Raw genomic sequence first — 21753 nt, forward strand, 5'->3', positions numbered from 1 at the left:
ATCTAGTTAAATAAGGGAATGCGTCTAATAGATACTAACATCTAAAAAGAATTCTCAATCTTCAAACTTTTAAAATGAGGTGAGTACATACGAGATTCTACTGTCTCTCATTGGAATTTGTCACGATAATAAAAGGAGGATACACAAATGGCAGGTAATCGCGGTGTCGTTTATACTGGAGCTGGAAACGTAGAAGTCCAAGATATTCAATATCCGGATTTAGTCCTTCGCGAAGGTCCAGGTGTACCGAAAAGCAATGTCGGCCGTAAGTGTGAGCATGGCGTTATCTTAAAAAATATTGTGACGAATATTTGTGGCAGTGATCAACATATGGTGAGAGGTCGGACTACAGCTCCTTCCGGATTAGTACTCGGTCATGAAATCACAGGAGAAGTTATTGAAGTAGGACGAGATGTTGAATTTATTAAAGAAGGTGATATCGTCTCCGTTCCCTTCAACGTGGCATGCGGTCGATGTAAAATGTGTAAGCGACAGGATACGCACATTTGTCAAAACGTGAACCCGGAGCGCCCAGGCGCTGCGTACGGTTACGTTGACATGGGCGGATGGGTCGGCGGCCAATCTGAATATGTGATGGTTCCATCCGCTGATTTTCAATTGCTAGCGTTCCCCGATAAAGATAAAGCAATGGAAAAGATTCTGGATTTAACGATGTTATCTGATATCTTCCCAACGGGTTACCACGGCGCTGTCAGCGCAGGCGTTACAACAGGGTCGACAGTTTATGTTGCTGGGGCAGGGCCAGTTGGACTAGCCGCAGCGCACTCCGCACAATTACTCGGAGCTGCTGTTGTCATTGTTGGAGATTTAAAGGAAGAGCGTCTTGCACAGGCCAGAAGCTTTGGTTGTGAGACCATCAATTTAAAAGAACACCACGATCCTGGTGAACTGATTGAGCAAATACTAGTGTCCCAGAAGTTGACTGTGCCATTGATGCCGTTGGCTTTGAAGCATATGGTCATGGAACGGATCACGAAGAACAACCTGCAATCGTGTTAAATACAATGATGGACGTCGTTGAAGCTGGAGGAAAGATGGGAATTCCTGGACTATACGTAACGGAAGACCCCGGGGCATCTGATAAAGATGCGCAACAGGGATCTCTTAAAGTAAGATTCGGACTTGGCTGGTCCAAAGCTCATCATTTCGTGACAGGTCAAACTCCAGTCATGCAATACCACCGTCAATTGATGATGGCGATCATGAATGGAAAGGCAGATATCGCAAAGGCAGTTAATGCAACCGTTATCAGTCTTGATGAAGCACCTCAAGGATATAATGAGTTTGATAGTGGCGTATCGAAGAAGTTTGTTATTGATCCAAATGGTATGTTGAAGTGATAAGGTAATAATAGGGGCACCCCTGCCATTCAGGGTTGCCTTTTCTCATTTTTTGTTTTACATATAATTACGGAAGGTGATGAATGTGTCTATTATACTGAGACGAATTTACGAAGAAAACGATACCCTCGGAGGGCACCGCATACTAATTGACCGTATTTGGCCAAGGGGTATTTCTAAAGAAAATGCCAGGCTTGATGACTGGATGAAGGATATTGCCCCAAGTTCCTCATTAAGGAAATGGTTTAATCATGATCCTGCTAAATTCGAATCATTCAAGAAAGCGTATAGAAAAGAGATCAAAGAAAATGCTGAAGGGCAATTAAAACTTGAAGAATTAAAGAAAATAGCTACAAACAATAGGCTTATTCTACTACTTGGCGCTAAAGATCAAGAATACAATCATGCGGTTGTCTTAAAGGAAATAATTGAGGAATAATTTAATTCTAATAAGCCATTGCTTTATTTATGGGGCAAAGGCTTATTAATTTTCTCTTCCGATCACTTGGATATAAAAAAAGAGAGAGGCTAACCTCTCCCCACATTTATATAAGATTTATACGAGTTCACGTTCCCAGTGTCTATGCTTTGCCACTGCTTCGCTAAACTGTTTGACGAAATCGTCCATATCCGTCCCTGTTACAACCCCATGACGACCAATCATGCCATTATTCTCAAGCCATTTGATTCCTTCGTGCGTTCCACCAATTGGTTTAAAATGAGAGAATGCTTCATTGATAAAGTAATTAGCTGATTGATAGAATGCTTTATCTTCCTTGTTTCCTCCAACAGCATAAATTGCATCAAATAAAACAGATTCACTCGTTAAGAATGTATGGTCAATTTCAGCTTCCGCTCCGTCAGTCGCTTTCTTCACACCGAGTTTATCACTAATAAGTTCCGGCTGAATTCCCTGTTCTTTAAACTCATTAAGCACTTTAATTAGCTCTTCCCCATTAAAGCCATCATCAACGATAACGCCGACTTTTCTCGTATCAGGTTTGAATGTTGTATTCAGCTGGCTTAGCGCAGGAGAAGTTTTCGTCACATTTGAGCCCCCATTTTCAGGTTCTTTCGCTCCAATATTCTGAGCAACAGATGTAGCTAAATGAAGGTTCACATTTGCTAACATATCAACCACTTGTTGCTGAACCGACTTACTTTGTACCTTTCCAAGTTCGAAGCTGAACGCATTGATAATATGATCTTTCTCCACATCACTCATGCTATTCCAGAAAAGGGCAGCTTGAGAGAAGTGATCTTTAAAACTTTCACTACGTGCTCGAACCTTCCGTCCTTCTACTTTCTCCTGATAATGCACATATCCGCCTTCTTCTTCCGTAGCCGGTTCAGGCTGATTGTCAGCAAGAGAGTTTTTATGATAACTTACCTGACCTTTGTTAATCGTCTGGCGCATAAATCCGTCCCGCTGATTGTTATGGAATGGACAGACAGGTTTATTAATTGGTAACTCATGATGATTCGCACTACCAAAGCGATTGATTTGAGTGTCTGTATAAGAGAAAAGACGTCCCTGGAGCAACGGATCATTCGAGAAGTCAATTCCTTTTACAACGTTACCCGGATGGTAGGCAACCTGCTCATTCTCAGCAAACACATTCTCAACATTTCTATTTAATGTCATCTTCCCAATGATTTTTACAGGCACATCTTCCTCTGGCCAGATCTTGGTTGGGTCTAGAATATCAAAATCAAACATAAACTCATCATCTTCTTTGATAATTTGAACCCCTAATTCCCATTCAGGATAATCGCCATTCTCAATCGATTCATACAAGTCTCCACGGTGGAAGTCAGCATTTTTCCCAGAGAGCTTCTGAGCTTCATCCCAAACAAGTGAATGAACACCGAGCTTAGGCTTCCAATGGAATTTAATGAAGTGAGCTTCTCCTTTTGCATTAACAAAGCGGAAAGTGTGTATTCCAAATCCTTCCATCATACGGAAGCTTCTTGGAATAGCTCTGTCGGACATCGCCCACAGGGACATATGTGCCGATTCCTGATTGTTTGCAACGAAATCCCAGAACGTATCATGTGCTGAAGCGGCTTGAGGCATTCCATTATGAGGCTCTGGTTTCACAGCGTGAATTAGGTCAGGAAATTTAATAGCATCTTGAATAAAGAATACTGGAATATTGTTTCCAACAAGATCAAAGTTTCCTTCATCAGTGTAGAACCTTGTAGCAAATCCTCTTACATCTCGAACCGTTTCAGCGGAACCCTTTGAACCTGCTACGGTTGAAAATCTTACGAAAACAGGGGTTTTACGTGAAGGATTTTTCAAAAACTCCGCATCTGTGTACTCTTCCATCGATTCATATACCTCGAATTCACCATGTGCTGAGAAACCTCTCGCATGCACGACACGTTCCGGAATACGCTCGTGATCAAAGTGAGTCATTTTCTCTCTAAAATGAAAGTCTTCCATTAATGTTGGCCCGCGTTCTCCCGCTTTCAAAGAAAATTCATCTTCAGAAACCTTCTGCCCTTGATTGGTCGTCATCTTACCTTTATCTTCCGTACTGTATTTCTCTAACTGCTCTTTCTTCTTATTGTCTTCACTCATCCCGCTTCCTCCTAATTCTTAACATATGTAAATTCTTATATAGAACGATTCCCTTCAAAGAAGATATAAAACTTCATTTTTTGTATTTTTTAGGTAATTCATGAAACGTTCTCTTTGTTAATCAACATTCCTGAGCTCCTGAAAGTTCACGTAAACGAAGAAGGTATACATCACCACTAGAATCGCTCCACCGGCCATTATATAATGAATTGATATACCCAAAGAAAGAATAAAAGCAGTAATAGCATAACTAACAGGAATGAGTCCCATAGAAGCAAGAGAGATTAACCCCATCACACGCCCCAGCACCTTTTCTTCAATCATACTCTGAATGGCTGAAGTAAAAGGAATGTTCGTGGCCGAAAGACAGGCTCCAAAAATTATCAGCATAAAAATACTTACCCATCGTTCTGTTGTAAAGCTTAAGAGAGCAAAAGCAAGACCGGATACAAACAAAGAAATTAACGCGATTTTCCCACGATTTTTCGTTAAGTTGAGTACCCCAATAATAACTGAACCAATTAACATGCCAACCGCTACTCCTGCTTCTAATAAACTAAAATCCATCGCGTTACCATTTAGAATATTTTTCACAAATAGAGGGAGTCCCATTGACATCGGACCAACAAGAAACAAATTTATAAAGATCGTTGTAAGTACCACTACTTGTAAGACACGTGACTCATTTACATATATAACACCTTCCTTAAACGTTTCCCAGAATGTTTGTTCATTGAAGATCTCTTCCGTATCCCTGTCAGGAATTTTCATAAAATAAATCAAAACACTACCTATCAAAAGCATAACCGCTGTTGTCGCAAATTTACGGTGTTTCCCCTCAAGTTTTCAGTCTTCTATTTGGTTTAAATGGGATTGGTATTATTGCGGGCAGTCAAATTACAGGACGACTTGCTGGTAGAATTCCCGAAGATAAAATTCTCTTAACGGGATTGTTTATTTCAACATCGGCCAGCCTTTTATTGATGGTAGTGATTTTATTTCAAGCGCCCCTTCCATTTATTGTTATTCCAATCTTTATAATAGTCTCCTGCGTAGGTATCGTTACGACAACCTGCTTTTCTTTAGCTATGCAAACGAACGGAGACCGGGCAGGAAGCGCTGCTGCCCTTTTAGGTTTAATGCCTTACCTGCTTGGGAACCTTTCCGTCCCTCTTGTTGGTATAGCTGGAGAGGAGACTGCTGTACGATGGGGCTTACGATAATGATCGCTGATCTGGGAGCATTAACAAGTTACGTACTCCTCGTACACAAACAGTCGCACCAAAAAAACAAAAAATCTTTAAGAAGAGACAAAGGTTTAGTTAACAATTCTTAGATAGTTTTAGAAATCTAAAGATTTCCTTCAGATGAAAGAAGCCCCTCAAAAGTCCAGAGAACTTTTGAGGGGCTTCTTAATTTTAAAATCCAGTCATTTTAGGCTTTCCAGGCTTCAAAACCCTTGTCATTAAAGGATTTTGGGTGATATTACATCATGCCGCCCGTGGATTCGCTTTACTAAATAAAGATAAATAGAGTCTAATTCTTTAAATAAAAACAATGTATATGGGATTCGACTTTAGCATAGATGCTATAAAGAAAAGATCAAAACTGTCCACTAGTATGTCATTTAAATTACCAGCACTCAAAGAATACGGGTAGTGTTTATTTAAGTTATAGGACAGATCCTCTCACTCATATTATTTGACTTAAATAATGTAATTTTAAAAGAAGGCAAACCATTGTACCTCAATGGTTTGCCTTCTCTTTTATCAAATTTATGTTTAAACCCATCAGGAGTATCATTTGGTTAAATATTTCTAAATTTAATGTGGATAAAATTAGAAGGTCCTCTGCCTATGCCTAGGCTCTTCTAAATATTCTTTAGTTATATTCTCAACTGATAGTTGATGTGTATAAATGTGTTGTTGAATTTTTTTCAGATAAACTTTTAAAATCGGATGTTTTGAATTCAGAATAGAAACTTTTAACATTAAGAACTAACTTTCTTAAATTCCGCTCTCTCATGATTTTCACCTGATCATTAAATCCTGCAGCACTACTAAATTGTTTTTTGGATATTATTAATTTACAGGTTACATTAATATCACCATAATTCCTTTTAAACCAAGCAGAAGCATTGTTCATTTGCCCGGCTTCATCCTTGTTTATTTCCTTTCTACTAGGATCTACTTGATTCTTGCATTCAGCCATTAAATATTCGTTCTTTCGGTGGGAAACCCTAAGTATTTTCCTAATTCATTAAAAGCTGCTTCGGATTTTTCTCCACTCACTCCTAGTCTAGCCCGTGCTATTGCTCTAATCCTGCTACCCCGAAGCCCCCGGCTCCAGAATGAGTCGAAATCATACCGCCCGCTTGAATCCATCTTATATTTTGGAATCCGTTTTCTTTGGCAACCTCATCCATCCGCTGCTTGATCCTTTCATCGAGTCCGATTGAGTAGATAAAATAAAGCTGCTCTCTATCGATGTTGAATTCATTTAAGTAATCACTCAAGAGTTTTTCAGTAGCTCCACTCATTTTCCCGCGGTACTTCTTTGTAGACATAAGTTTTCCATCCTTCAACTCTATGCATGGCTTTATTTTCAACAGAGCACCTATCAGAGAAGCCATATTGCTTACCCGTCCTCCCGCTTTAAGAAACTCCAGGCTGCCTGGGATGAAAGCCAGCCTTGATTTAGGAACTATTGCCTCTATTTTTTCAACTAAGCGTTCCGGTTCAATGCCAGGTTCTTTTTCTAATAACTCAGCGGCATACAATACAATCGCAGCTAATCCTCCAGTAACGTTCAGAGCATCAATGAGAAAAATGTCTTCAAATTCTTCCGCAGCAATGACAGCATTTTGAAAAGAAGAAGACGCTTTTGATGTATAACCAATATGGATAATGATGCAATCTGGAAAATTCTCTCTTATAGTTGCAAAAAACGCTTGATACTCATGAGCATTTGTGGAGGTAGTAGAGGGTATTTTCTTCGTACGTCTGTAATAGTCATAAATATCCTGGACCGGCAAAGAACCGTCTAAATAATCCTTTCCATCCATAATGATGTGCATGGGAACTACTTGAACATCGTACTTTTCAGCTAAATCACCCGGTAAGTCGGCACCGCTTTCGGTCGATAGGATTATCCTTCGCATTCTAATTCCCCCTTGGTTATATTTAGGCCCGCGTTCACTCTTCCTGCATTATGCTTTAACTATACATGAGAAAACCGTATTAGCATTGTGATAACTTTTATTTGCCGTACTTTTAGTGCACATTTCGGGGATTTGATTACTACTGTAGGTGTGAGGATCTGTGAAAAACCTGCTTCTCTTGTATCTCCTCCATACACATATCTACCAAAAACTCGCCACTCTTGCCTACACCTCAAAACCACTAATATGATATATAAAAAAGACCCGATCCCAAAATGGAATCAGACCCTTCTGTTATTCAGCTTTTATAATGGATGACCGAGGTTGGGACAAGGAACCTGCCCCTCCGCCCCCATGACCAATCCAATCCATTGAATGACTCAAAAACAACTAATAAAAATATGGACGGTTCGTGTAGTAGAAAAAAGAGCTAATACACTGAATTAGAGAATTATATTGAAATTACGACATCGGCTAAGAGAATCAAAGCACACACAGCAAGCTAAAAGGTCACACCTCCTGCAAACCATTTCAACGTGTTATTTCCATACATCATCCGCAATCTTCAACACATGACAGATCTTTTCCCACTGCTGCTCTTCCGTAATATCATTTCCTTCCTCCGTAGACGCAAAGCCGCATTGCGGGCTCAGACAAAGCTGCTCCACCGCGCATATCACTGAAAATATGGAAGAAAAAGCCTCTCAAAAGTTCCGTGAACTTATGAGAGGCTCTTTAGATTTATAGTGTTTTAAGCCCAGTATGTCATTTTGACATTATGGGTGAAGCAAAACCCCTGATTTCAAGGGTCATGGGAGCATGATTACATCATGCCGCCCATGCCGCCCATTCCACCCATGCCGCCCATATCAGGCATGCCACCGCCGCCTGCGTTTTCTTCAGGCTTGTCAGCGATAACTGCTTCAGTGGTAAGAATCATAGCAGATACAGATGCTGCATTTTGTAGTGCAGAACGTGTAACTTTAGTTGGGTCAACGATACCTGCGTCAACCATGTTTACCCACTCACCAGTAAGGGCGTTGAAACCAATACCGATTTTCTCGCCTTTAAGGCGCTCAACCACAACAGATCCTTCAAGACCAGCGTTGTGAGAGATCTGACGGATTGGCTCTTCTAGGGCACGAAGAACAATCTTAACGCCAGTAGCTTCGTCACCAGCAGCTGCTACAGCTTGAACAGCCTTAACGACGTTCACTAGAGCTGTACCACCACCCGAAACGATTCCTTCTTCAACCGCTGCGCGAGTTGAGTTAAGAGCATCTTCAATGCGAAGCTTACGCTCTTTTAATTCAGTTTCAGTTGCCGCACCAACCTTGATGACAGCTACACCACCAGCAAGTTTAGCAAGACGTTCCTGAAGCTTCTCTTTATCAAACTCAGAAGTAGTTTCTTCAAGCTGAGCTTTGATCTGGTTTACGCGACCAGCGATTTTATCAGTTTCGCCAGAGCCTTCAACGATTGTTGTATTTTCTTTCGTCACAACAACTTTAGAAGCGCGGCCAAGCTGAGTAATGTTCGCTTGTTTCAGGTCAAGACCAAGGTCTTCAGTGATGACTTCTGCACCAGTTAGTGTACCAATGTCTTCAAGCATTGCTTTACGACGGTCACCAAAGCCTGGAGCTTTTACTGCTACTGCATTAAACGTTCCGCGAAGTTTGTTTACAACAAGTGTAGCAAGTGCTTCACCTTCAACGTCTTCAGCAATCATAAGAAGTGGTTTGCCCTGCTGAACAACCTGTTCAAGCACTGGAAGAACATCCTGGATGCTTGCGATCTTCTTATCAGTAATTAGGATATATGGATCTTCAAGAACAGCTTCCATTTTGTCGGAGTCTGTTACCATGTATGGAGATGCATATCCGCGATCGAATTGCATTCCTTCTACTACTTCAAGCTCAGTAGCGAAGCCTTTTGATTCTTCAACAGTGATAACGCCGTCGTTTCCAACGCGCTCCATTGCTTCAGCGATCAATTGACCAACTTCTTCATCAGCAGCAGAGATAGACGCAACCTGTGCGATTGACTCTTTGCCTTCGATTGGCTTCGAAATGTTCTTAAGCTCTTCTACAGCAGCTCTAGTTGCTTTCTCAATCCCTTTACGAATAACCATTGGGTTAGCACCAGATGCTACGTTCTTAAGACCTTCGCGTACCATAGCTTGCGCAAGAACGGTTGCAGTAGTTGTACCATCACCGGCAACATCGTTCGTTTTGCTAGCTACTTCAGCTACAAGCTTTGCACCCATATTTTCGAATGCATCTTCAAGCTCGATTTCCTTCGCGATCGTAACACCGTCATTAGTGATTAGTGGTGATCCGAATTTCTTCTCGAGGACGACGTTACGCCCTTTTGGACCGAGTGTAACTTTTACTGCATTTGCAAGAGAATCAACACCGCGAAGCATTGCGCGACGGGCTTCTTCACTGAACTTAATATCTTTTGCCATTTGTTACCCTCCTATTTATGTAGTTCGTTTTATGTTTGCTTTCGTTGCTTTCGTTACTTTCCAACAATTGCAAGAATGTCATTCTCGCGAAGGATCAAATAATCTTTACCGTCAAACTTTACTTCTGTTCCAGCATATTTGCTGTAGATAACAGCTTCGCCTTCTGCAACTTCAAGTGCTACACGCTCTCCACGATCAGTCAATGCACCGCTACCAACTGCTACGACGCGACCTTCCTGTGGCTTTTCTTTTGCAGAATCCGGAAGTACAATTCCGCTGGACGTTTTCTCTTCTAATTGAATTGGTTCGACTACTACGCGATCGCCTAATGGCTTTAACAACTCAAACACCCTCCTCAGATGGAAATTATGGTTTGATTCGTCTTGTTAGCACTCACCATCAATGAGTGCTAACACAAGTATATAATAAAATAATTCACTATTCTTTTGCAAGTAGTAAAGCTATTTTTTTTACAGAAGATTTGCATTCCTTTATTAAACGGCTCTTTAGAGTGAAAAGATAAGACTTCAGCACTAGATTCTACTCTTGACACTCAATGTATTTCTAAGAAGCCTTCTGAAAGGTATTCCCCTCATAAAGTGTGTTAAACTAATACGAGTATGCAGAATGCCTTTGAAAGGCATGCAAACCATTAAAAGGAGTTATGCTTCTTGGCCAAACATTATTGGACTATATTGATCACCTATATTGTCATGCAGCTTTCAGGACTTATTGGAGTAGATTTACTTCAATCATTAAATGTTCCTAATCCGGTTGTAAGCTGGTCTGTTGTAAGCTTTCTTGCAGCACTTATCATTATGTTGCTTCTTCTCCGTTCTACCCCTGATGTTCCCTTTGAACGATCTACTCGTGTATCATCAGGACAGGCTATCGGCTGGAGTATTCTAGGTGTATTCATGGCTTATGCATCTCAGATTATAGCAGCAATGATTGAGATGAATGTATTTGGAATTGAGCCTGGTTCTGAAAATACGGAGATGCTAATAGAAGTTGCAAAAGCAGCCCCGATCTTTATCATTGTCACATCGATTATCGGCCCAATACTTGAAGAAATTGTGTTCCGAAAAGTTATATTTGGAGCATTGTACACTCGCTTTAATTTCTGGATTGCCGGAATTCTTAGCTCTGTTATTTTTGCCGCCATCCATTTTGACTTTTCCCATATTCTTATTTACACAGCAATGGGACTCACGTTCGCATATCTTTATGTGAAAACAAAACGATTAATCGTACCGATTATTGCTCATATGACGATGAATACGATTGTTGTGTTAATTAACGTCTATTTTGCTGATGATATTATGGAAATGGAAAAGCAGCTTAACCAAATGCAATCGTTTATTGGAGGACTGTTTACATGAAGGTTTCACCAATTTTAATGGGTATTATGTACCTGGGGCTCGGCTCCTTTTTTACGTACCTTGCCGTCCAAAGCGCAGGTACCGATGGCGAAATGTGGAGTTTCTGGACCATTCTATTGATGGTGCTTGCCACTATTGACTTCGTTTACGCCATTCGTTTTTTCATTCTTAAAAAGAAAATCACACAACTTAAGAAAAAAGACCAAAACAAAAAGCGGTAGTTTCCTACCGCTTTTTTATTTAGCTCCTGAATCTATTTCACCTGTTTGCTCTTGCGCTTCTTCTAGCAATCGTTTTGCCTCCGCTTGCAACCTCTTTCTGTATCCATAGCGCGACACAATAATACTAAATTCGTAAAGAAGCAGAAGCGGCACCGTTACCATGAGATGCGAAATAATCTCTGGTGGCGTAATCATTCCAGCAATCACAAGTAGTCCAAAGTAAGCATACTTCCTAATTTGTACGAGCATCGCTGGATTCAACATACCAAGCCTCGTGAAGAACAATACAATGACAGGTAGTTGAAATACAAAGCCGAACGGCAACGTCAATTGAAACAAGAAACTGAAATATTGATTCGCTCCGTACATCTCCTGGATGTTGAGACTCTCTGCAAGATTTCCAACAAAGTTAATAACGTACGGGAATAGTACAAAATAAGAAAACGAAACTCCACCAAGAAACAGAATAAAGACTGAGGGGATATACGATAACGTAACCTTCCGTTCATTTTCAAAAAGTCCAGGTGACACAAATGCCCACAGCTGATAGAGCGCAAGTGGGGATGTCATAATAAAAGCAATTAGAATAGCAAAGCTAAAATAGACTTTTAACGGGTCAGTCAGATGAAAAGCGTTCATCGGTATACCCTGTGCTTCAGGAGCATGTTGCAGGAACACGATTACCGGCTTAGCTAGAAACAGTCCTGCAATAAAGGAAAAAATTAAGAAAACAACTGTGATAATGATTCGCTTTCTTAATTCTTCTAAATGATCATAGATGGATTGCTTCTGATCCTCCATTCACTATCCGTCCTAACCGATTACTTGTCGTTATTTTTCTTATCGTTTGGTTCATCATCATCATCTGCGAGACCCTTTGTTGCGTTCTTGAATTCACGAAGTGTATTACCTGCAGCTTTACCAAGCTCCGGCAATTTCTTCGGTCCAAAAATAATTAAAGCAACTACTGCAACTAGAGCGATACTTGCGCCACCCATTCCCATGCGTGTCACCTCCTTATAATGTTCTTAAACTGGATAATGCTTCATGAAGTAAACGAGAGCTTGCAGCTCAACCGCGAGATCGATGTGATGGACGCGAATATGATCAGGAACAGTCAAACGTGCTGGAGTAAAATTCAGAATACCTCTCACTCCAGTGTCATTCATTTGATCGGCAATCGCCTGTGCAGCTTGAACGGGAACGGTTAAAATAACAACCGAAATGTCATTTTCTGTGAGTCGTTGTTGAAATTCATCAATATGATAAACAGGAACCCCACCGATCTCTTGACCGACTTTCTCAGTATCTGCATCAAAAGCAAGCTCGATTTTAGTGTTGTTGTTTTTTATGAAATTGTAGTGCAGGAACGCGGTTCCAAGGTTACCAACACCGATAAGGGCCACTTTAGTGGTCTCATCCTGATCCAGCGTCTTACTGAAAAAGGATAACAAATAATGAACATTGTACCCATAGCCCTTTTTACCAAGGGCTCCAAAGTAACTGAAGTCCCTTCGGATCGTCGCGGAATCTACCTTTATGGCTTCACTTAGCTCAGCGGAAGAAACACGTTGCTTTCCTGATGCACTTAAATTCTTTAAATAACGATAATAGAGCGGCAGTCTTTTTGCTGTCGCCTGCGGAATTTTTGCCTGATCAATATCCATAAACAACCTCCATATTGATCTCCGCGCTCCATTGTTAGATTACTCTTCGCGCGTATAATCCCCGCTTTTTCCTCCTGTTTTCGTAAGGAGATAAGTTTGCCCGATAACCATCCCTTTATCAACTGCCTTGCACATATCGTATACGGTTAATGCGGCCGCTGAAGCTGCCGTCAGCGCTTCCATTTCAACGCCTGTGCTCCCGCTCGTCTTCACTTGTGCTTCTATAATCAATTCATAAGGTGAAGACTCCAGCCAGTCAAAATGTAGGTCCACGCCAGAAAGTGCTATCGGGTGACACATAGGGATAAGATCAGATGTTTTTTTTGCTGCCATAATTCCGGCAATTTGGGCGACCTGTAGAACGTCACCTTTTTTCATGTTACCTGCTTGAATACCGGAATAAATTTCTTCACTCACCTGTACGCTCGTACGCGCCGTTGCCGTTCGAACAGTAGGAGTCTTATCAGAAATATCGACCATTTTTGCACGGCCTTCTTCATTAAAGTGAGTAAATGAACTCATACCTGCCTCCTTTCTTCATCTATAGATGATAGAAGGTTAATGCTACTACTTGTGACTATACACCATTTCTTGCTATTTTGCTGTTTTTTTGGTGACATTTTTTTGCGAAATCATGAACATTCCTTTAGTTGCCCCGCCTGTCCCCTCTGCGGTAAACTTAAAGGAAACTCGGGAGATTATCGAACACTCGGGTGTAATCGAATGCGGAGTTACTTATACTTTACTCCATCATCAATATGCCACCATATTTAAAGTATAAGGAAGGAAATTGAGGTGAACGAACATGATCGTTTTGCAAGTAAATGGCCTCACCAAATCGTTTGGTGCTGATACCATTTTATCGAATATTAAATTAGAAGTACAATCCAGAGACCGCGTTGCCCTAGTAGGCAGGAATGGCGCTGGAAAATCAACGTTACTTAAAATGATTACCGGCCAGCTTTCATATGACACCGGAGATATTATCAAGCCTAAAGGTGTTGAGATCGGTTACATGGCACAGGACACAGGCCTTGAATCTGATTTATCTATCTGGGATGAAATGCTTGGTGTTTTCGATCGTCTTCGTAAGATGGAGGACGAACTTCGTCGCTATGAAAAGCAAATGGGTAATCCCGCTGTTTATGAGAACGAACAGGAATATGAACGTACCCTGAAAGAATATGATCAGTTGCAAGTCTCTTTTAAAGATCAGGGAGGCTACAAGTACGAAGCAGATATACGAACCGTTCTACATGGTTTAAACTTTAAAGACTTTGATTACAGCACGAAGATTTCTACTCTTAGCGGTGGCCAAAAAACGCGTCTCGCACTTGGGAAACTATTATTAACGAAGCCGGAGCTTTTAATTCTCGATGAGCCTACCAACCACCTGGACATTGAAACCCTAACATGGCTTGAAGGCTATCTTCAGAATTACTCTGGTGCCCTATTAATCGTATCCCACGATAGATATTTCCTCGATAAAATTGTAACGAAAGTTTATGAAGTATCGAGACATCGAGCTGAGCGATTCGAAGGAAATTATAGCTTTTACCTTGATGAAAAGGAACAGCGCTACGAACAGCAAATGAAAGAATTTGATAAGCAGCAGAAGGAAATTGCGAAGCTTGAAGAATTCGTTCAGAAAAACATCGTTCGTGCTTCAACAACTAAACGAGCACAAAGCCGCAGAAAGCAACTCGACCGCATGGAACGACTTGATAAACCTAAGGGCGATGAGAGATCGGCTAATATTTCCTTCACAATTGACAAACAAACAGGTAACGACGTACTAACCTTAAGGGAATTAGCCATCGGCTACCCTAATAATGTGATTAATGAACGACTGACCTTTGACCTTAAGCGCCAGGAAAGTGTTGCCCTTGTTGGACCCAACGGAATTGGGAAATCAACGCTACTTAAAGCGATTGTTTCTGGTGAAACGCTACTGGATGGTGATATTCATTATGGAAGCAATGTGAAAATTGGTTTCTACGATCAGGAACAAACAAATCTAACATCCAACAAGACCGTTCTAAAAGAATTATGGGACGACTTCCCGCTCACAGATGAGAAAGACATTCGAGCGGTTCTCGGACGCTTTCTATTCACTGGTGATGATGTTCTTAAAACCGTCTCAGATCTAAGCGGCGGCGAGAAAGGACGACTGGCTCTTTCAAAATTAATGATGCAAAAATCAAATCTGTTAATATTAGATGAGCCTACGAACCATTTAGATCTTGATAGCAAAGAAATTCTAGAAGAAGCGCTTATCCAATTTCCAGGAACGATTCTTTTCGTTTCCCACGATCGTTATTTTATCAACCGAATTTCGACACGAGTACTGGAATTATCAACAGATGGCGTAACTTCTTATTTAGGAGACTACGATTATTACGTCGAGAAAAAACAAGAATTAGAAGAACTTGCAGCACTTGAACAGCAAAACAGTCAAACAGCACAGCCTGCACCTACGGCTAAAACCAGCTTTCAGCAAGACAAAGAAACAAAACGCCAGGAACGTCAGATGTTAAGACGCATTGAAGAAATTGAAAAAGAAGTTGAGCGTGCTGAAAATCGAATGGCAGAAATAGAAGAGGAACTCTGTATCCCAGATGTGTTCGAAGATCATGAGAAGGTCATGAAATTAAATGAAGAGATCGATGGTCTTCGCCAACAGACTGATACACTTATGGAAGAATGGGAAGAGTTACAGGAAGCATAATGTGAAACCTCCATCAGAGGGTTTTGCTTTACCTCCCTCTGATAGGTAGTTGAACAAATCTAGGGACCGTAAAACAGTCCACAGTGGGCTGTTTTTTCTTTAGAGAAGATCCGACATATTCACACTATCCACATAGTTATCCACGGTTGAATTACTTGTATTCCTCATTTTCTAAAATTTATCCACATTATCCACAACAAAAGCTCCACTTATACACATTTTAATCAAGCACTGAAAAGTGAGGAGCTAACAGGATTCTCCCTTACATGTCCACATTATCCACTTTCAGTGGATAATTGTTCTTTATAACATAAAGTGAAACTGCCATCAGAGGGGGTTTTGCTTCATCCCCCTCTGATGGTTAGTTGAACCAATCGGACCTTTAGGGGCAGTTGACCCCCACCTAAACGTCTCGATTGATTTACATTTTGAGGCGGGGGTTTTACTGCCCCTTAAGGCTGGGATAAAATAAAAAACCGGGATTAGATTCCCAGTTCTAATCCCGGATTAGCGTTCAATTGAAGTGAAGATCGTTTTCCTTTTCGATATGCAATCGTTCCTGCAGCTGCAATCATTGCAGCATTATCCGTACAGAAATGGAGCGGCGGAATGACCAGCTCTTTACCTGATTCCTTGAAAGCTTCCGTTAATGCACTTCTAAGGCCTTTATTCGCTGCTACTCCACCTGCAAGAAGAACTTGATTCACATCATATTCTTCAGCGGCTCGCAATGTTTTGGTGACAAGAACCTCTACAACAGATGCCTGGAAGCTTGCTGCAAGATCTTCTGGTTTCAATTCTTCATTTCTCTGCTTTGCATTGTGGACTGTATTAATAACTGCTGATTTCAAACCACTAAAGCTAAAATCATAAGATCCTTTTTCAAGCCACGCTCGTGGAAGCGGTACTGACGCTGTCCCCACTTGAGCAAGTTGATCGATATGAGGACCTCCCGGATATGGGAGCTTCAACGTTCTAGCCACCTTGTCGTACGCTTCACCAGCTGCGTCATCACGTGTTTCTCCGATTACCTTGAACTCACCTTCAGATCGCATGTAAACAAGCTCAGTATGGCCACCTGACACAACAAGAGCAAGGAGTGGATACGCAAGTTCTGTAACGAGTTGATTCGCATAAATATGACCTGCAATATGATGTGTCCCAATGAGCGGTTTCTGATGGGCAAAGGCAAGGGCTTTCGCTGTATTAACTCCAATAAGGAGAGCTCCTACAAGACCTGGTCCTTCCGTCACGGCTATCCCGTCAATATCATCCATCGTAAAGCCTGCTTCATCTAGCGCTTCCTGAAGAATAAGCGTCATCTGTTCGACGTGATGACGAGATGCAATTTCAGGAACCACTCCGCCAAACCGTTTATGACTCTCAATTTGAGAGGCAACCACATTTACGACTACTTCTTTGCCACCTTTAACAATCGCTACAGCCGTCTCATCACAGCTTGTTTCGATACCAAGAATTATTTCCTGTTTATTTTCCATTTAAATTCACCCACATAACTAGCGCATCCTCTTGATTATCCGTATAATAATTTTTCCGAATCCCGCCTTCTTCAAAACCAAATTTCCGATAAAGGTTCTGCGCAACCGTATTTGATACTCTAACCTCTAGGGTCATTTTTAATGCACCACGGGATTTAGCGAAATGAATAGCTTTCTTTAAGAGCGATTCTCCAAGCTTCTTCCCCCTATACTCAGGATGAAGTGCAATGTTCGTAATATGTGCCTCATCGATAATGACCCACACACCACAATATCCCGCTATCTCTTCTCCTACTTCAAGAAGCAGGTATGCAGCGAAATGATTAATGACGATTTCATTATAAAAGGCTGATCTGCTCCATGGCGTTGGAAACGTCGCATGTTCAATCCGCATAACAGCTTCTATATCCTCCACGGTCATCGACCGAAATGACACCGTTTCGTTCATTTTTAATCCCCTACTTTTTTTGTGAAGCGAGCCATTTCGCTTCTGCCTCAGCCATTCTTACATAATTAGGTGTAAACTGATGCACATCTGCCACTGGGTCTTTATCTCGTCCTAATCTCGCAAGATCGGACGGACGCGCATACAAACTACTAACTGGCGAAAACAACGCTTTATCGCCAAGGATTTTCTCAATTCGCTTCTGATGGATCACTAAATCATTACTAATAAATAAAAATTGGTCATGATTGTCTTTGTTTTCATTCAACCAATCTTCTAATAACACAATGCTGTCTTCTGATTTCCTTTCAACAAGCGTACCCTTTGCCGCAAATAGGCTCTTATACACCTGACCCCTTCTAGCATCAAAGAAGGGAACAATCGCCCCATTGAAGTAGCGGCCATTTTGACCCAGTATTTCGAGGCTTGAAACCCCCACAAGTGGAATATTTAATGTCCATGCAAGCGTTTTGGCAATACTTATTCCAATGCGAAGACCAGTATAAGATCCCGGTCCTTCCGCAACGACAATTCTTTCAAGCTCAGCCGGTTTGATGCTAACTTCTTCTAGCAATTGTTCAATAGCTGGCATCAGTCTAATAGAATGATTTTTCTTTAAATTGGTAATGAGCTCTCCGACAATAATATCGCCATCCATGACAGCGACGCCCATGCAATAGGTAGAAGAATCAATGGCTAGTACTTTCATGCTGCAACTCCTTACATACAGACTCATAATAATCTCCAAATGGCCTTAATATAAGTCTTCTTTCTGATTCTCTTTGGTGGTAAATTTCAACACGGAGAAGCTCTTTTGGAAGCAAGTCCTGAATGAACTTCGCCCACTCTACTACCGTCACTCCTTCACCTTCAAAGTATTCACTAAATCCAAGATCTTCATCGCTTTCTTCAAGACGATACGCATCCATATGAAAGAGAGGGATTGCTCCCTCGTATTCCTTAATAATTGTAAAGGTGGGACTGTTCACAACTTTAGTAACACCAAGTCCTTTTCCAATCCCTTTGGTAAATGTAGTCTTGCCAGCACCTAGATCTCCTTCAAGCGTCAAGACGCATCCCGGCTTTAACTTTTCAGCAAGTTTTTTGCCAAACGCCATTGTTTCTTCCGGAGACTTCATGATGAAAGCATATCCACTCATGTTAATCACCTATTCCCTGGATGAGAAGTGATTATAGCCCTTCTTATCCAATTTAAATTTTTGATCTTTATATACCGTCCACACACCCGGACTTTGATCTTCTACATAGCCGATTCTATATAGTGATGCATGATGATCATTAAAAAGCTGCTTTAAATGCTCCCAATTGTCTTCTGAAACTGTTCCAATCAATTCGTAATCTTCGCCGCCGTTTAACATCCAGTTTAACCGCTTAAAGGAGGAATAAGCCTCAAAACCTTCAGGAGCAGGAATTAAATCCTGTTCCAGTACAATCGAAACACCACTCGCTTCTGATATCTCATGGGACTCACTGGCTATACCGTCACTTACATCATTGAGCGAAACCCGATAACCACTTTTAGCTAGTATTCTTCCTTCTTTCACTCGCGGATTCGGTTCCTGATGATAGTGAATATAAGGAGAATCTTTTGATCTACTCTCAAGTAATGACGATAGACCTGCTGCAGATCCCCCAACAGGGCCTGTTAGAAATACAACATCTCCGGCTCTTGCATTGTTACGAAGAAGCTTACGACCTTTCTCTATCTTTCCAATGACGGTTACTGAAATGTGAAGATCACTTCTAGTTGATACAGTATCTCCGCCAAGCATGTCCATTTGATAGTCATCACCAATAGCTTTTAAACCGCTATATATTTCTCTTAGCTGCTTCGAAGACCACCCATTTTGCGGAACAGAAAGGGAAACAAGATAGAATAATGGAATTCCCCCCATCGCTGCTATATCACTGATATTAACAGCAAGCGCCTTCCTGCCAATTTGAAAGGGAGACATTGTACTTTTCTTAAAGTGAATTCCTTCTACCATTGTATCTGCACAGGCAATCTCATCCCACTCTGAATCAATGTGATAAAGAGCAGCATCATCTCCAATTCCCAGAATTAGTTCATCACGAAAAGTATAAGCCGGCTTAATGGATTGAATAAACGCAAACTCATCTTTCAACCAAACTCATCTCTCTTTCTATTTTATAAAAAAACCTTAGGAATTTCATCCTAAGGTCCTTTTTCTATCAGTTTATCTTACTTACGTGTAAATTCACATATTTGTTTAGAAAAACTTGTGTTGTATCAATAATGTAAAGGATAAATTTGTGGAATTCTAATCTGAAAGTATAAAAAAAAAGCGATCAAATCGCTCAGTGAAAAGTGGCGGTCTCGACGGGAATCGAACCCGCGATCTCCTGCGTGACAGGCAGGCATGTTAACCGCTACACCACGAGACCAGTATGTATTATTTGTAAACTTACGTTTGAAAGGAATAGTACCAAGTTATGAGTTTAGGTTGCCCCTAAAGGGACTACAAATAAATTTTAACTTAGAAGCTTATTCAACGTAGTGAAAATTTTTAAATTGGTTGCGGGGGCAGGATTTGAACCTGCGACCTTTGGGTTATGAGCCCAACGAGCTACCGAACTGCTCCACCCCGCGACGATTTATAATATATGTGCAGTGCCTTTATTAGGACACAAACAATACTATACCAGATAAATGTAACGAATGCAAGCTTTAGTTAAAAAAGAAAAAATCCCTATTATAGGGATTTTTCAACAGCCTCTTTAAAAGCTTTTACAATATCAACTTCATTTTCAATTCCCACTGAAATACGAACGAGTTGTTTATTAATACCCAGTTTCTCTCTTGTAGTTTCCGGGATGGTCCGGTGCGACGTTCCAATGGGGTATGAAACGGTAGTGTCTAACCCAGCAAGTGTCGGAATGATTTTCACCCAGCCGAGGGATTTAAAGAACGTTTTCACGTTTGAGTGTTCATCAAGTTCAATGGAAACCATAGCTCCATTTCCTCTCTCTGAAACATATTCTGGATAGTAGACTTTCTTAATACCCTCCACATTTTTTAATGCTTCAGCAAGAAAAGCAGCATTCTTAACGTGACGTTCCATTCTTACACTCATTGTCTTTAGGCCCCGACAACCTAACCATGCTTCAAATGGGCTCAGATTGGTACCGAGGTTAATTACTTTCGCTTTAGCCTTTGCAAGAAGATTTTCGCGTCCCACAAGAACGCCAGCTGTCACGTCACTATGTCCTCCAATATACTTCGTTGCACTATGTACGACTAGATCAATACCTAGCTTATATGGCTGAAGAAGAAATGGTGTGGCAAACGTATTATCTACCATTGTAACCAATTCATGATTTTGCCCAAGCTCAACAAGCGCGGTCAAATCTTCGACTCGGAGAAGTGGATTAGTCACAGACTCTGTATACAATAGCTTAGTATTGGAACAAATAGCCTTCTCCACTTCATCCTTATTCGTAAAATCGACAAATGATACTTCAATTCCAAAGTCAGGCAGCTCTTCTTTGAAAAGAGAATACGTGCCACCATACAAATCCTCACAAGCGACAATATGATCTCCAGCTTTCACTACAGAAAGCACACCTGCAAGAATAGCTGATAAGCCAGAGGAAGTTGCCAGACCTTTAGGGGCCCCCTCAAGGTCTGCTACGCCCATTCCGAGATCTTCCGTATTGGGATTACTTACACGTGTATATAAGTAATCCTTTTTCCCCTCGTAAAATGATTCTAGATCATCCAGGTCTTCAAATACAAACGATGATGTTTGATAAATAGGTTGTACTTTACTAACGGTATCTGTCTTAGTCTTTCTAGGAAAACGAACTGCTTTTGTGTCAAAATGAAAATCCATTTACTTTCCCTTCCTTTATACAAAATTCTTTTTCATTAACTGTACGACTTATTAGTTTGATTATCAAGAAATACGGGTCGAAATTTTCAATCTATTATAAAATCCCCTAAATATTAAAAGATACTTGTGTTTTTCTATTAAAATAGTATGTTTTGGAAGTTTATCCACGCAACTGTTTTTGTCAGGGCGATAAACGACGAACTTCTTCGTCAGCTGCGCGATGACAGATCCTCATAGATCTCCGAATATCCACTCCGGTCTGTCATCACTGGCTTCCTCGAATTTCTTGCTTCTCCCACCCCTACGTAGCTTTCAATGATGTCTTTTTGCTTATTCATGAAGAATCAAACGAGTACAAACC

21 protein-coding genes, 2 tRNA genes and 2 pseudogenes are annotated in these 21753 nt (G+C 41.0%); 6 read left to right on the plus strand and 19 right to left on the minus strand.

Annotated features, from left to right (window positions below; translation table 11 throughout):
* Positions 1 to 147 precede the first annotated feature (147 nt).
* Positions 148 to 1361 (plus strand): annotated as a pseudogene (gene fdhA, locus ABFG93_RS10060) (formaldehyde dehydrogenase, glutathione-independent).
* Between the two features lie 85 nt (positions 1362 to 1446).
* Positions 1447 to 1800 (plus strand): DUF488 domain-containing protein, encoded by a 354-nt coding sequence (locus tag ABFG93_RS10065; protein WP_347552632.1) that lies wholly within the window; start codon positions 1447 to 1449, stop codon positions 1798 to 1800.
* A gap of 117 nt (positions 1801 to 1917) precedes the next feature.
* Here the strand turns inward: ABFG93_RS10065 and ABFG93_RS10070 are convergent, their stop codons facing one another.
* Positions 1918 to 3948 (minus strand): catalase, encoded by a 2031-nt coding sequence (locus tag ABFG93_RS10070; RefSeq protein ID WP_347552633.1) that lies wholly within the window; start codon positions 3946 to 3948, stop codon positions 1918 to 1920.
* 117 nt (positions 3949 to 4065) lie between these two features.
* Positions 4066 to 4746, minus strand: coding sequence for an MFS transporter (locus ABFG93_RS10075; RefSeq protein WP_347552634.1), 681 nt, complete (start codon positions 4744 to 4746; stop codon positions 4066 to 4068).
* A 14-nt stretch (positions 4747 to 4760) separates the two neighbouring features.
* On the opposite strand from ABFG93_RS10075, the gene ABFG93_RS10080 reads away from it, so the two are divergent.
* The gene (locus tag ABFG93_RS10080; RefSeq protein ID WP_347552635.1) at positions 4761 to 5171 is read left to right on the plus strand and encodes a hypothetical protein; all 411 of its coding nucleotides are present in this window, start codon (positions 4761 to 4763) and stop codon (positions 5169 to 5171) included.
* 670 nt (positions 5172 to 5841) lie between these two features.
* Here the strand turns inward: ABFG93_RS10080 and ABFG93_RS10085 are convergent.
* The 5 genes and pseudogenes from ABFG93_RS10085 to groES form a co-directional block, all read right to left on the minus strand.
* Positions 5842 to 6159 carry a hypothetical protein gene (locus ABFG93_RS10085; RefSeq protein ID WP_347552636.1) on the minus strand — a complete coding sequence of 106 codons (318 nt, stop codon included), beginning with the start codon at positions 6157 to 6159 and terminating at the stop codon, positions 5842 to 5844.
* Positions 6160 to 6256: 97 nt separating this feature from the next.
* The gene (locus ABFG93_RS10090) at positions 6257 to 7108 is read right to left on the minus strand and encodes a DegV family protein (protein WP_347552637.1); all 852 of its coding nucleotides are present in this window, start codon (positions 7106 to 7108) and stop codon (positions 6257 to 6259) included.
* A gap of 539 nt (positions 7109 to 7647) precedes the next feature.
* Positions 7648 to 7779, minus strand: a pseudogene (locus tag ABFG93_RS10095) (5-methyltetrahydropteroyltriglutamate--homocysteine S-methyltransferase); the annotation flags it as partial.
* 152 nt (positions 7780 to 7931) lie between these two features.
* Positions 7932 to 9575, minus strand: a complete 1644-nt coding sequence (gene groL, locus ABFG93_RS10100; protein ID WP_347552638.1) for a chaperonin GroEL — start codon at positions 9573 to 9575, stop codon at positions 7932 to 7934.
* 53 nt (positions 9576 to 9628) lie between these two features.
* Complete coding sequence (gene groES / locus ABFG93_RS10105) at positions 9629 to 9916, minus strand: co-chaperone GroES (RefSeq protein WP_347552639.1); 288 nt, start codon at positions 9914 to 9916, stop codon at positions 9629 to 9631.
* A gap of 330 nt (positions 9917 to 10246) precedes the next feature.
* On the opposite strand from groES, the gene ABFG93_RS10110 reads away from it, so the two are divergent.
* Together ABFG93_RS10110 and ABFG93_RS10115 are read left to right on the plus strand one after the other, a co-directional pair.
* The gene (locus ABFG93_RS10110) at positions 10247 to 10957 is read left to right on the plus strand and encodes a CPBP family intramembrane glutamic endopeptidase (protein ID WP_347552640.1); all 711 of its coding nucleotides are present in this window, start codon (positions 10247 to 10249) and stop codon (positions 10955 to 10957) included.
* The gene (locus ABFG93_RS10115) at positions 10954 to 11178 is read left to right on the plus strand and encodes a YdiK family protein (protein WP_347552641.1); all 225 of its coding nucleotides are present in this window, start codon (positions 10954 to 10956) and stop codon (positions 11176 to 11178) included. The genes ABFG93_RS10110 and ABFG93_RS10115 overlap by 4 nt, the downstream gene beginning before the upstream one ends.
* 15 nt (positions 11179 to 11193) lie before the next feature.
* Here the strand turns inward: ABFG93_RS10115 and tatC are convergent, their stop codons facing one another.
* From tatC to moaC, 4 genes are read right to left on the minus strand one after another with little or no spacing between them, the layout of a single operon-like run.
* Positions 11194 to 11979 carry a twin-arginine translocase subunit TatC gene (tatC, locus tag ABFG93_RS10120; RefSeq protein WP_347552642.1) on the minus strand — a complete coding sequence of 262 codons (786 nt, stop codon included), beginning with the start codon at positions 11977 to 11979 and terminating at the stop codon, positions 11194 to 11196.
* A 20-nt stretch (positions 11980 to 11999) separates the two neighbouring features.
* Positions 12000 to 12182, minus strand: coding sequence for a twin-arginine translocase TatA/TatE family subunit (locus ABFG93_RS10125; RefSeq protein ID WP_048313069.1), 183 nt, complete (start codon positions 12180 to 12182; stop codon positions 12000 to 12002).
* 24 nt (positions 12183 to 12206) lie between these two features.
* Positions 12207 to 12839, minus strand: a complete 633-nt coding sequence (locus ABFG93_RS10130; protein WP_347552808.1) for a redox-sensing transcriptional repressor Rex — start codon at positions 12837 to 12839, stop codon at positions 12207 to 12209.
* Between the two features lie 45 nt (positions 12840 to 12884).
* Entirely contained in the window at positions 12885 to 13367 is a 483-nt protein-coding gene (gene moaC / locus ABFG93_RS10135) for a cyclic pyranopterin monophosphate synthase MoaC (RefSeq protein ID WP_347552643.1), read from the minus strand.
* 283 nt (positions 13368 to 13650) lie between these two features.
* Here moaC and ABFG93_RS10140 point away from each other — a divergent pair, with 283 nt between their 5' ends.
* Positions 13651 to 15573, plus strand: coding sequence for an ABC-F family ATP-binding cassette domain-containing protein (locus ABFG93_RS10140; RefSeq protein WP_347552644.1), 1923 nt, complete (start codon positions 13651 to 13653; stop codon positions 15571 to 15573).
* A gap of 482 nt (positions 15574 to 16055) precedes the next feature.
* Here ABFG93_RS10140 and tsaD read toward each other — a convergent pair whose 3' ends face one another.
* The 8 genes from tsaD to ABFG93_RS10180 all read right to left on the minus strand — a co-directional run bounded on the left by tsaD (position 16056) and on the right by ABFG93_RS10180 (position 21392).
* Positions 16056 to 17072: a tRNA (adenosine(37)-N6)-threonylcarbamoyltransferase complex transferase subunit TsaD gene (tsaD, locus tag ABFG93_RS10145; RefSeq protein WP_347552645.1), complete on the minus strand. Its 1017-nt coding sequence runs from the start codon at positions 17070 to 17072 to the stop codon at positions 16056 to 16058.
* A complete protein-coding gene (gene rimI, locus ABFG93_RS10150; protein WP_347552646.1) occupies positions 17062 to 17520 on the minus strand; it encodes a ribosomal protein S18-alanine N-acetyltransferase in 459 nt (152 codons plus the stop codon). The genes tsaD and rimI overlap by 11 nt, the downstream gene beginning before the upstream one ends.
* Before the next feature lie 10 nt (positions 17521 to 17530).
* Positions 17531 to 18226 carry a tRNA (adenosine(37)-N6)-threonylcarbamoyltransferase complex dimerization subunit type 1 TsaB gene (tsaB, locus tag ABFG93_RS10155; protein ID WP_347552647.1) on the minus strand — a complete coding sequence of 232 codons (696 nt, stop codon included), beginning with the start codon at positions 18224 to 18226 and terminating at the stop codon, positions 17531 to 17533.
* Positions 18207 to 18677, minus strand: coding sequence for a tRNA (adenosine(37)-N6)-threonylcarbamoyltransferase complex ATPase subunit type 1 TsaE (gene tsaE / locus ABFG93_RS10160; protein WP_347552648.1), 471 nt, complete (start codon positions 18675 to 18677; stop codon positions 18207 to 18209). Before tsaE ends, tsaB begins: the two co-directional genes overlap by 20 nt.
* Before the next feature lie 9 nt (positions 18678 to 18686).
* Entirely contained in the window at positions 18687 to 19664 is a 978-nt protein-coding gene (gene thiL, locus ABFG93_RS10165) for a thiamine-phosphate kinase (protein WP_347552649.1), read from the minus strand.
* Between the two features lie 204 nt (positions 19665 to 19868).
* Positions 19869 to 19944: transfer RNA gene (locus tag ABFG93_RS10170), tRNA-Asp, on the minus strand.
* A gap of 128 nt (positions 19945 to 20072) precedes the next feature.
* Positions 20073 to 20149, minus strand: a tRNA-Met gene (locus ABFG93_RS10175).
* A 103-nt stretch (positions 20150 to 20252) separates the two neighbouring features.
* Entirely contained in the window at positions 20253 to 21392 is a 1140-nt protein-coding gene (locus tag ABFG93_RS10180; protein WP_347552650.1) for a trans-sulfuration enzyme family protein, read from the minus strand.
* Between the last annotated feature and the right edge of the window lie 361 nt (positions 21393 to 21753).

It is taken from the genome of Pseudalkalibacillus hwajinpoensis (assembly GCF_039851965.1).
Taxonomy (GTDB): Bacteria; Bacillota; Bacilli; order Bacillales; family Guptibacillaceae; genus Guptibacillus; species Guptibacillus hwajinpoensis_E.

Bases quoted from the DNA above. Each gene is read 5' to 3' on its own strand.
- ABFG93_RS10070 (WP_347552633.1), bottom strand. From the start codon at position 3,948: ATGAGTGAAGACAATAAGAAGAAAGAGCAGTTAGAGAAATACAGTACG.
- ABFG93_RS10085 (WP_347552636.1), bottom strand. From the start codon at position 6,159: ATGGCTGAATGCAAGAATCAAGTAGATCCTAGTAGAAAGGAAATAAAC.
- ABFG93_RS10090 (WP_347552637.1), bottom strand. From the start codon at position 7,108: ATGCGAAGGATAATCCTATCGACCGAAAGCGGTGCCGACTTACCGGGT.
- groL (WP_347552638.1), bottom strand. From the start codon at position 9,575: ATGGCAAAAGATATTAAGTTCAGTGAAGAAGCCCGTCGCGCAATGCTT.
- ABFG93_RS10115 (WP_347552641.1), top strand. From the start codon at position 10,954: ATGAAGGTTTCACCAATTTTAATGGGTATTATGTACCTGGGGCTCGGC.
- tatC (WP_347552642.1), bottom strand. From the start codon at position 11,979: ATGGAGGATCAGAAGCAATCCATCTATGATCATTTAGAAGAATTAAGA.
- ABFG93_RS10125 (WP_048313069.1), bottom strand. From the start codon at position 12,182: ATGGGAATGGGTGGCGCAAGTATCGCTCTAGTTGCAGTAGTTGCTTTA.
- moaC (WP_347552643.1), bottom strand. From the start codon at position 13,367: ATGAGTTCATTTACTCACTTTAATGAAGAAGGCCGTGCAAAAATGGTC.
- ABFG93_RS10140 (WP_347552644.1), top strand. From the start codon at position 13,651: ATGATCGTTTTGCAAGTAAATGGCCTCACCAAATCGTTTGGTGCTGAT.
- tsaD (WP_347552645.1), bottom strand. From the start codon at position 17,072: ATGGAAAATAAACAGGAAATAATTCTTGGTATCGAAACAAGCTGTGAT.
- rimI (WP_347552646.1), bottom strand. From the start codon at position 17,520: ATGAACGAAACGGTGTCATTTCGGTCGATGACCGTGGAGGATATAGAA.
- tsaB (WP_347552647.1), bottom strand. From the start codon at position 18,226: ATGAAAGTACTAGCCATTGATTCTTCTACCTATTGCATGGGCGTCGCT.
- tsaE (WP_347552648.1), bottom strand. From the start codon at position 18,677: ATGAGTGGATATGCTTTCATCATGAAGTCTCCGGAAGAAACAATGGCG.
- ABFG93_RS10180 (WP_347552650.1), bottom strand. From the start codon at position 21,392: ATGGATTTTCATTTTGACACAAAAGCAGTTCGTTTTCCTAGAAAGACT.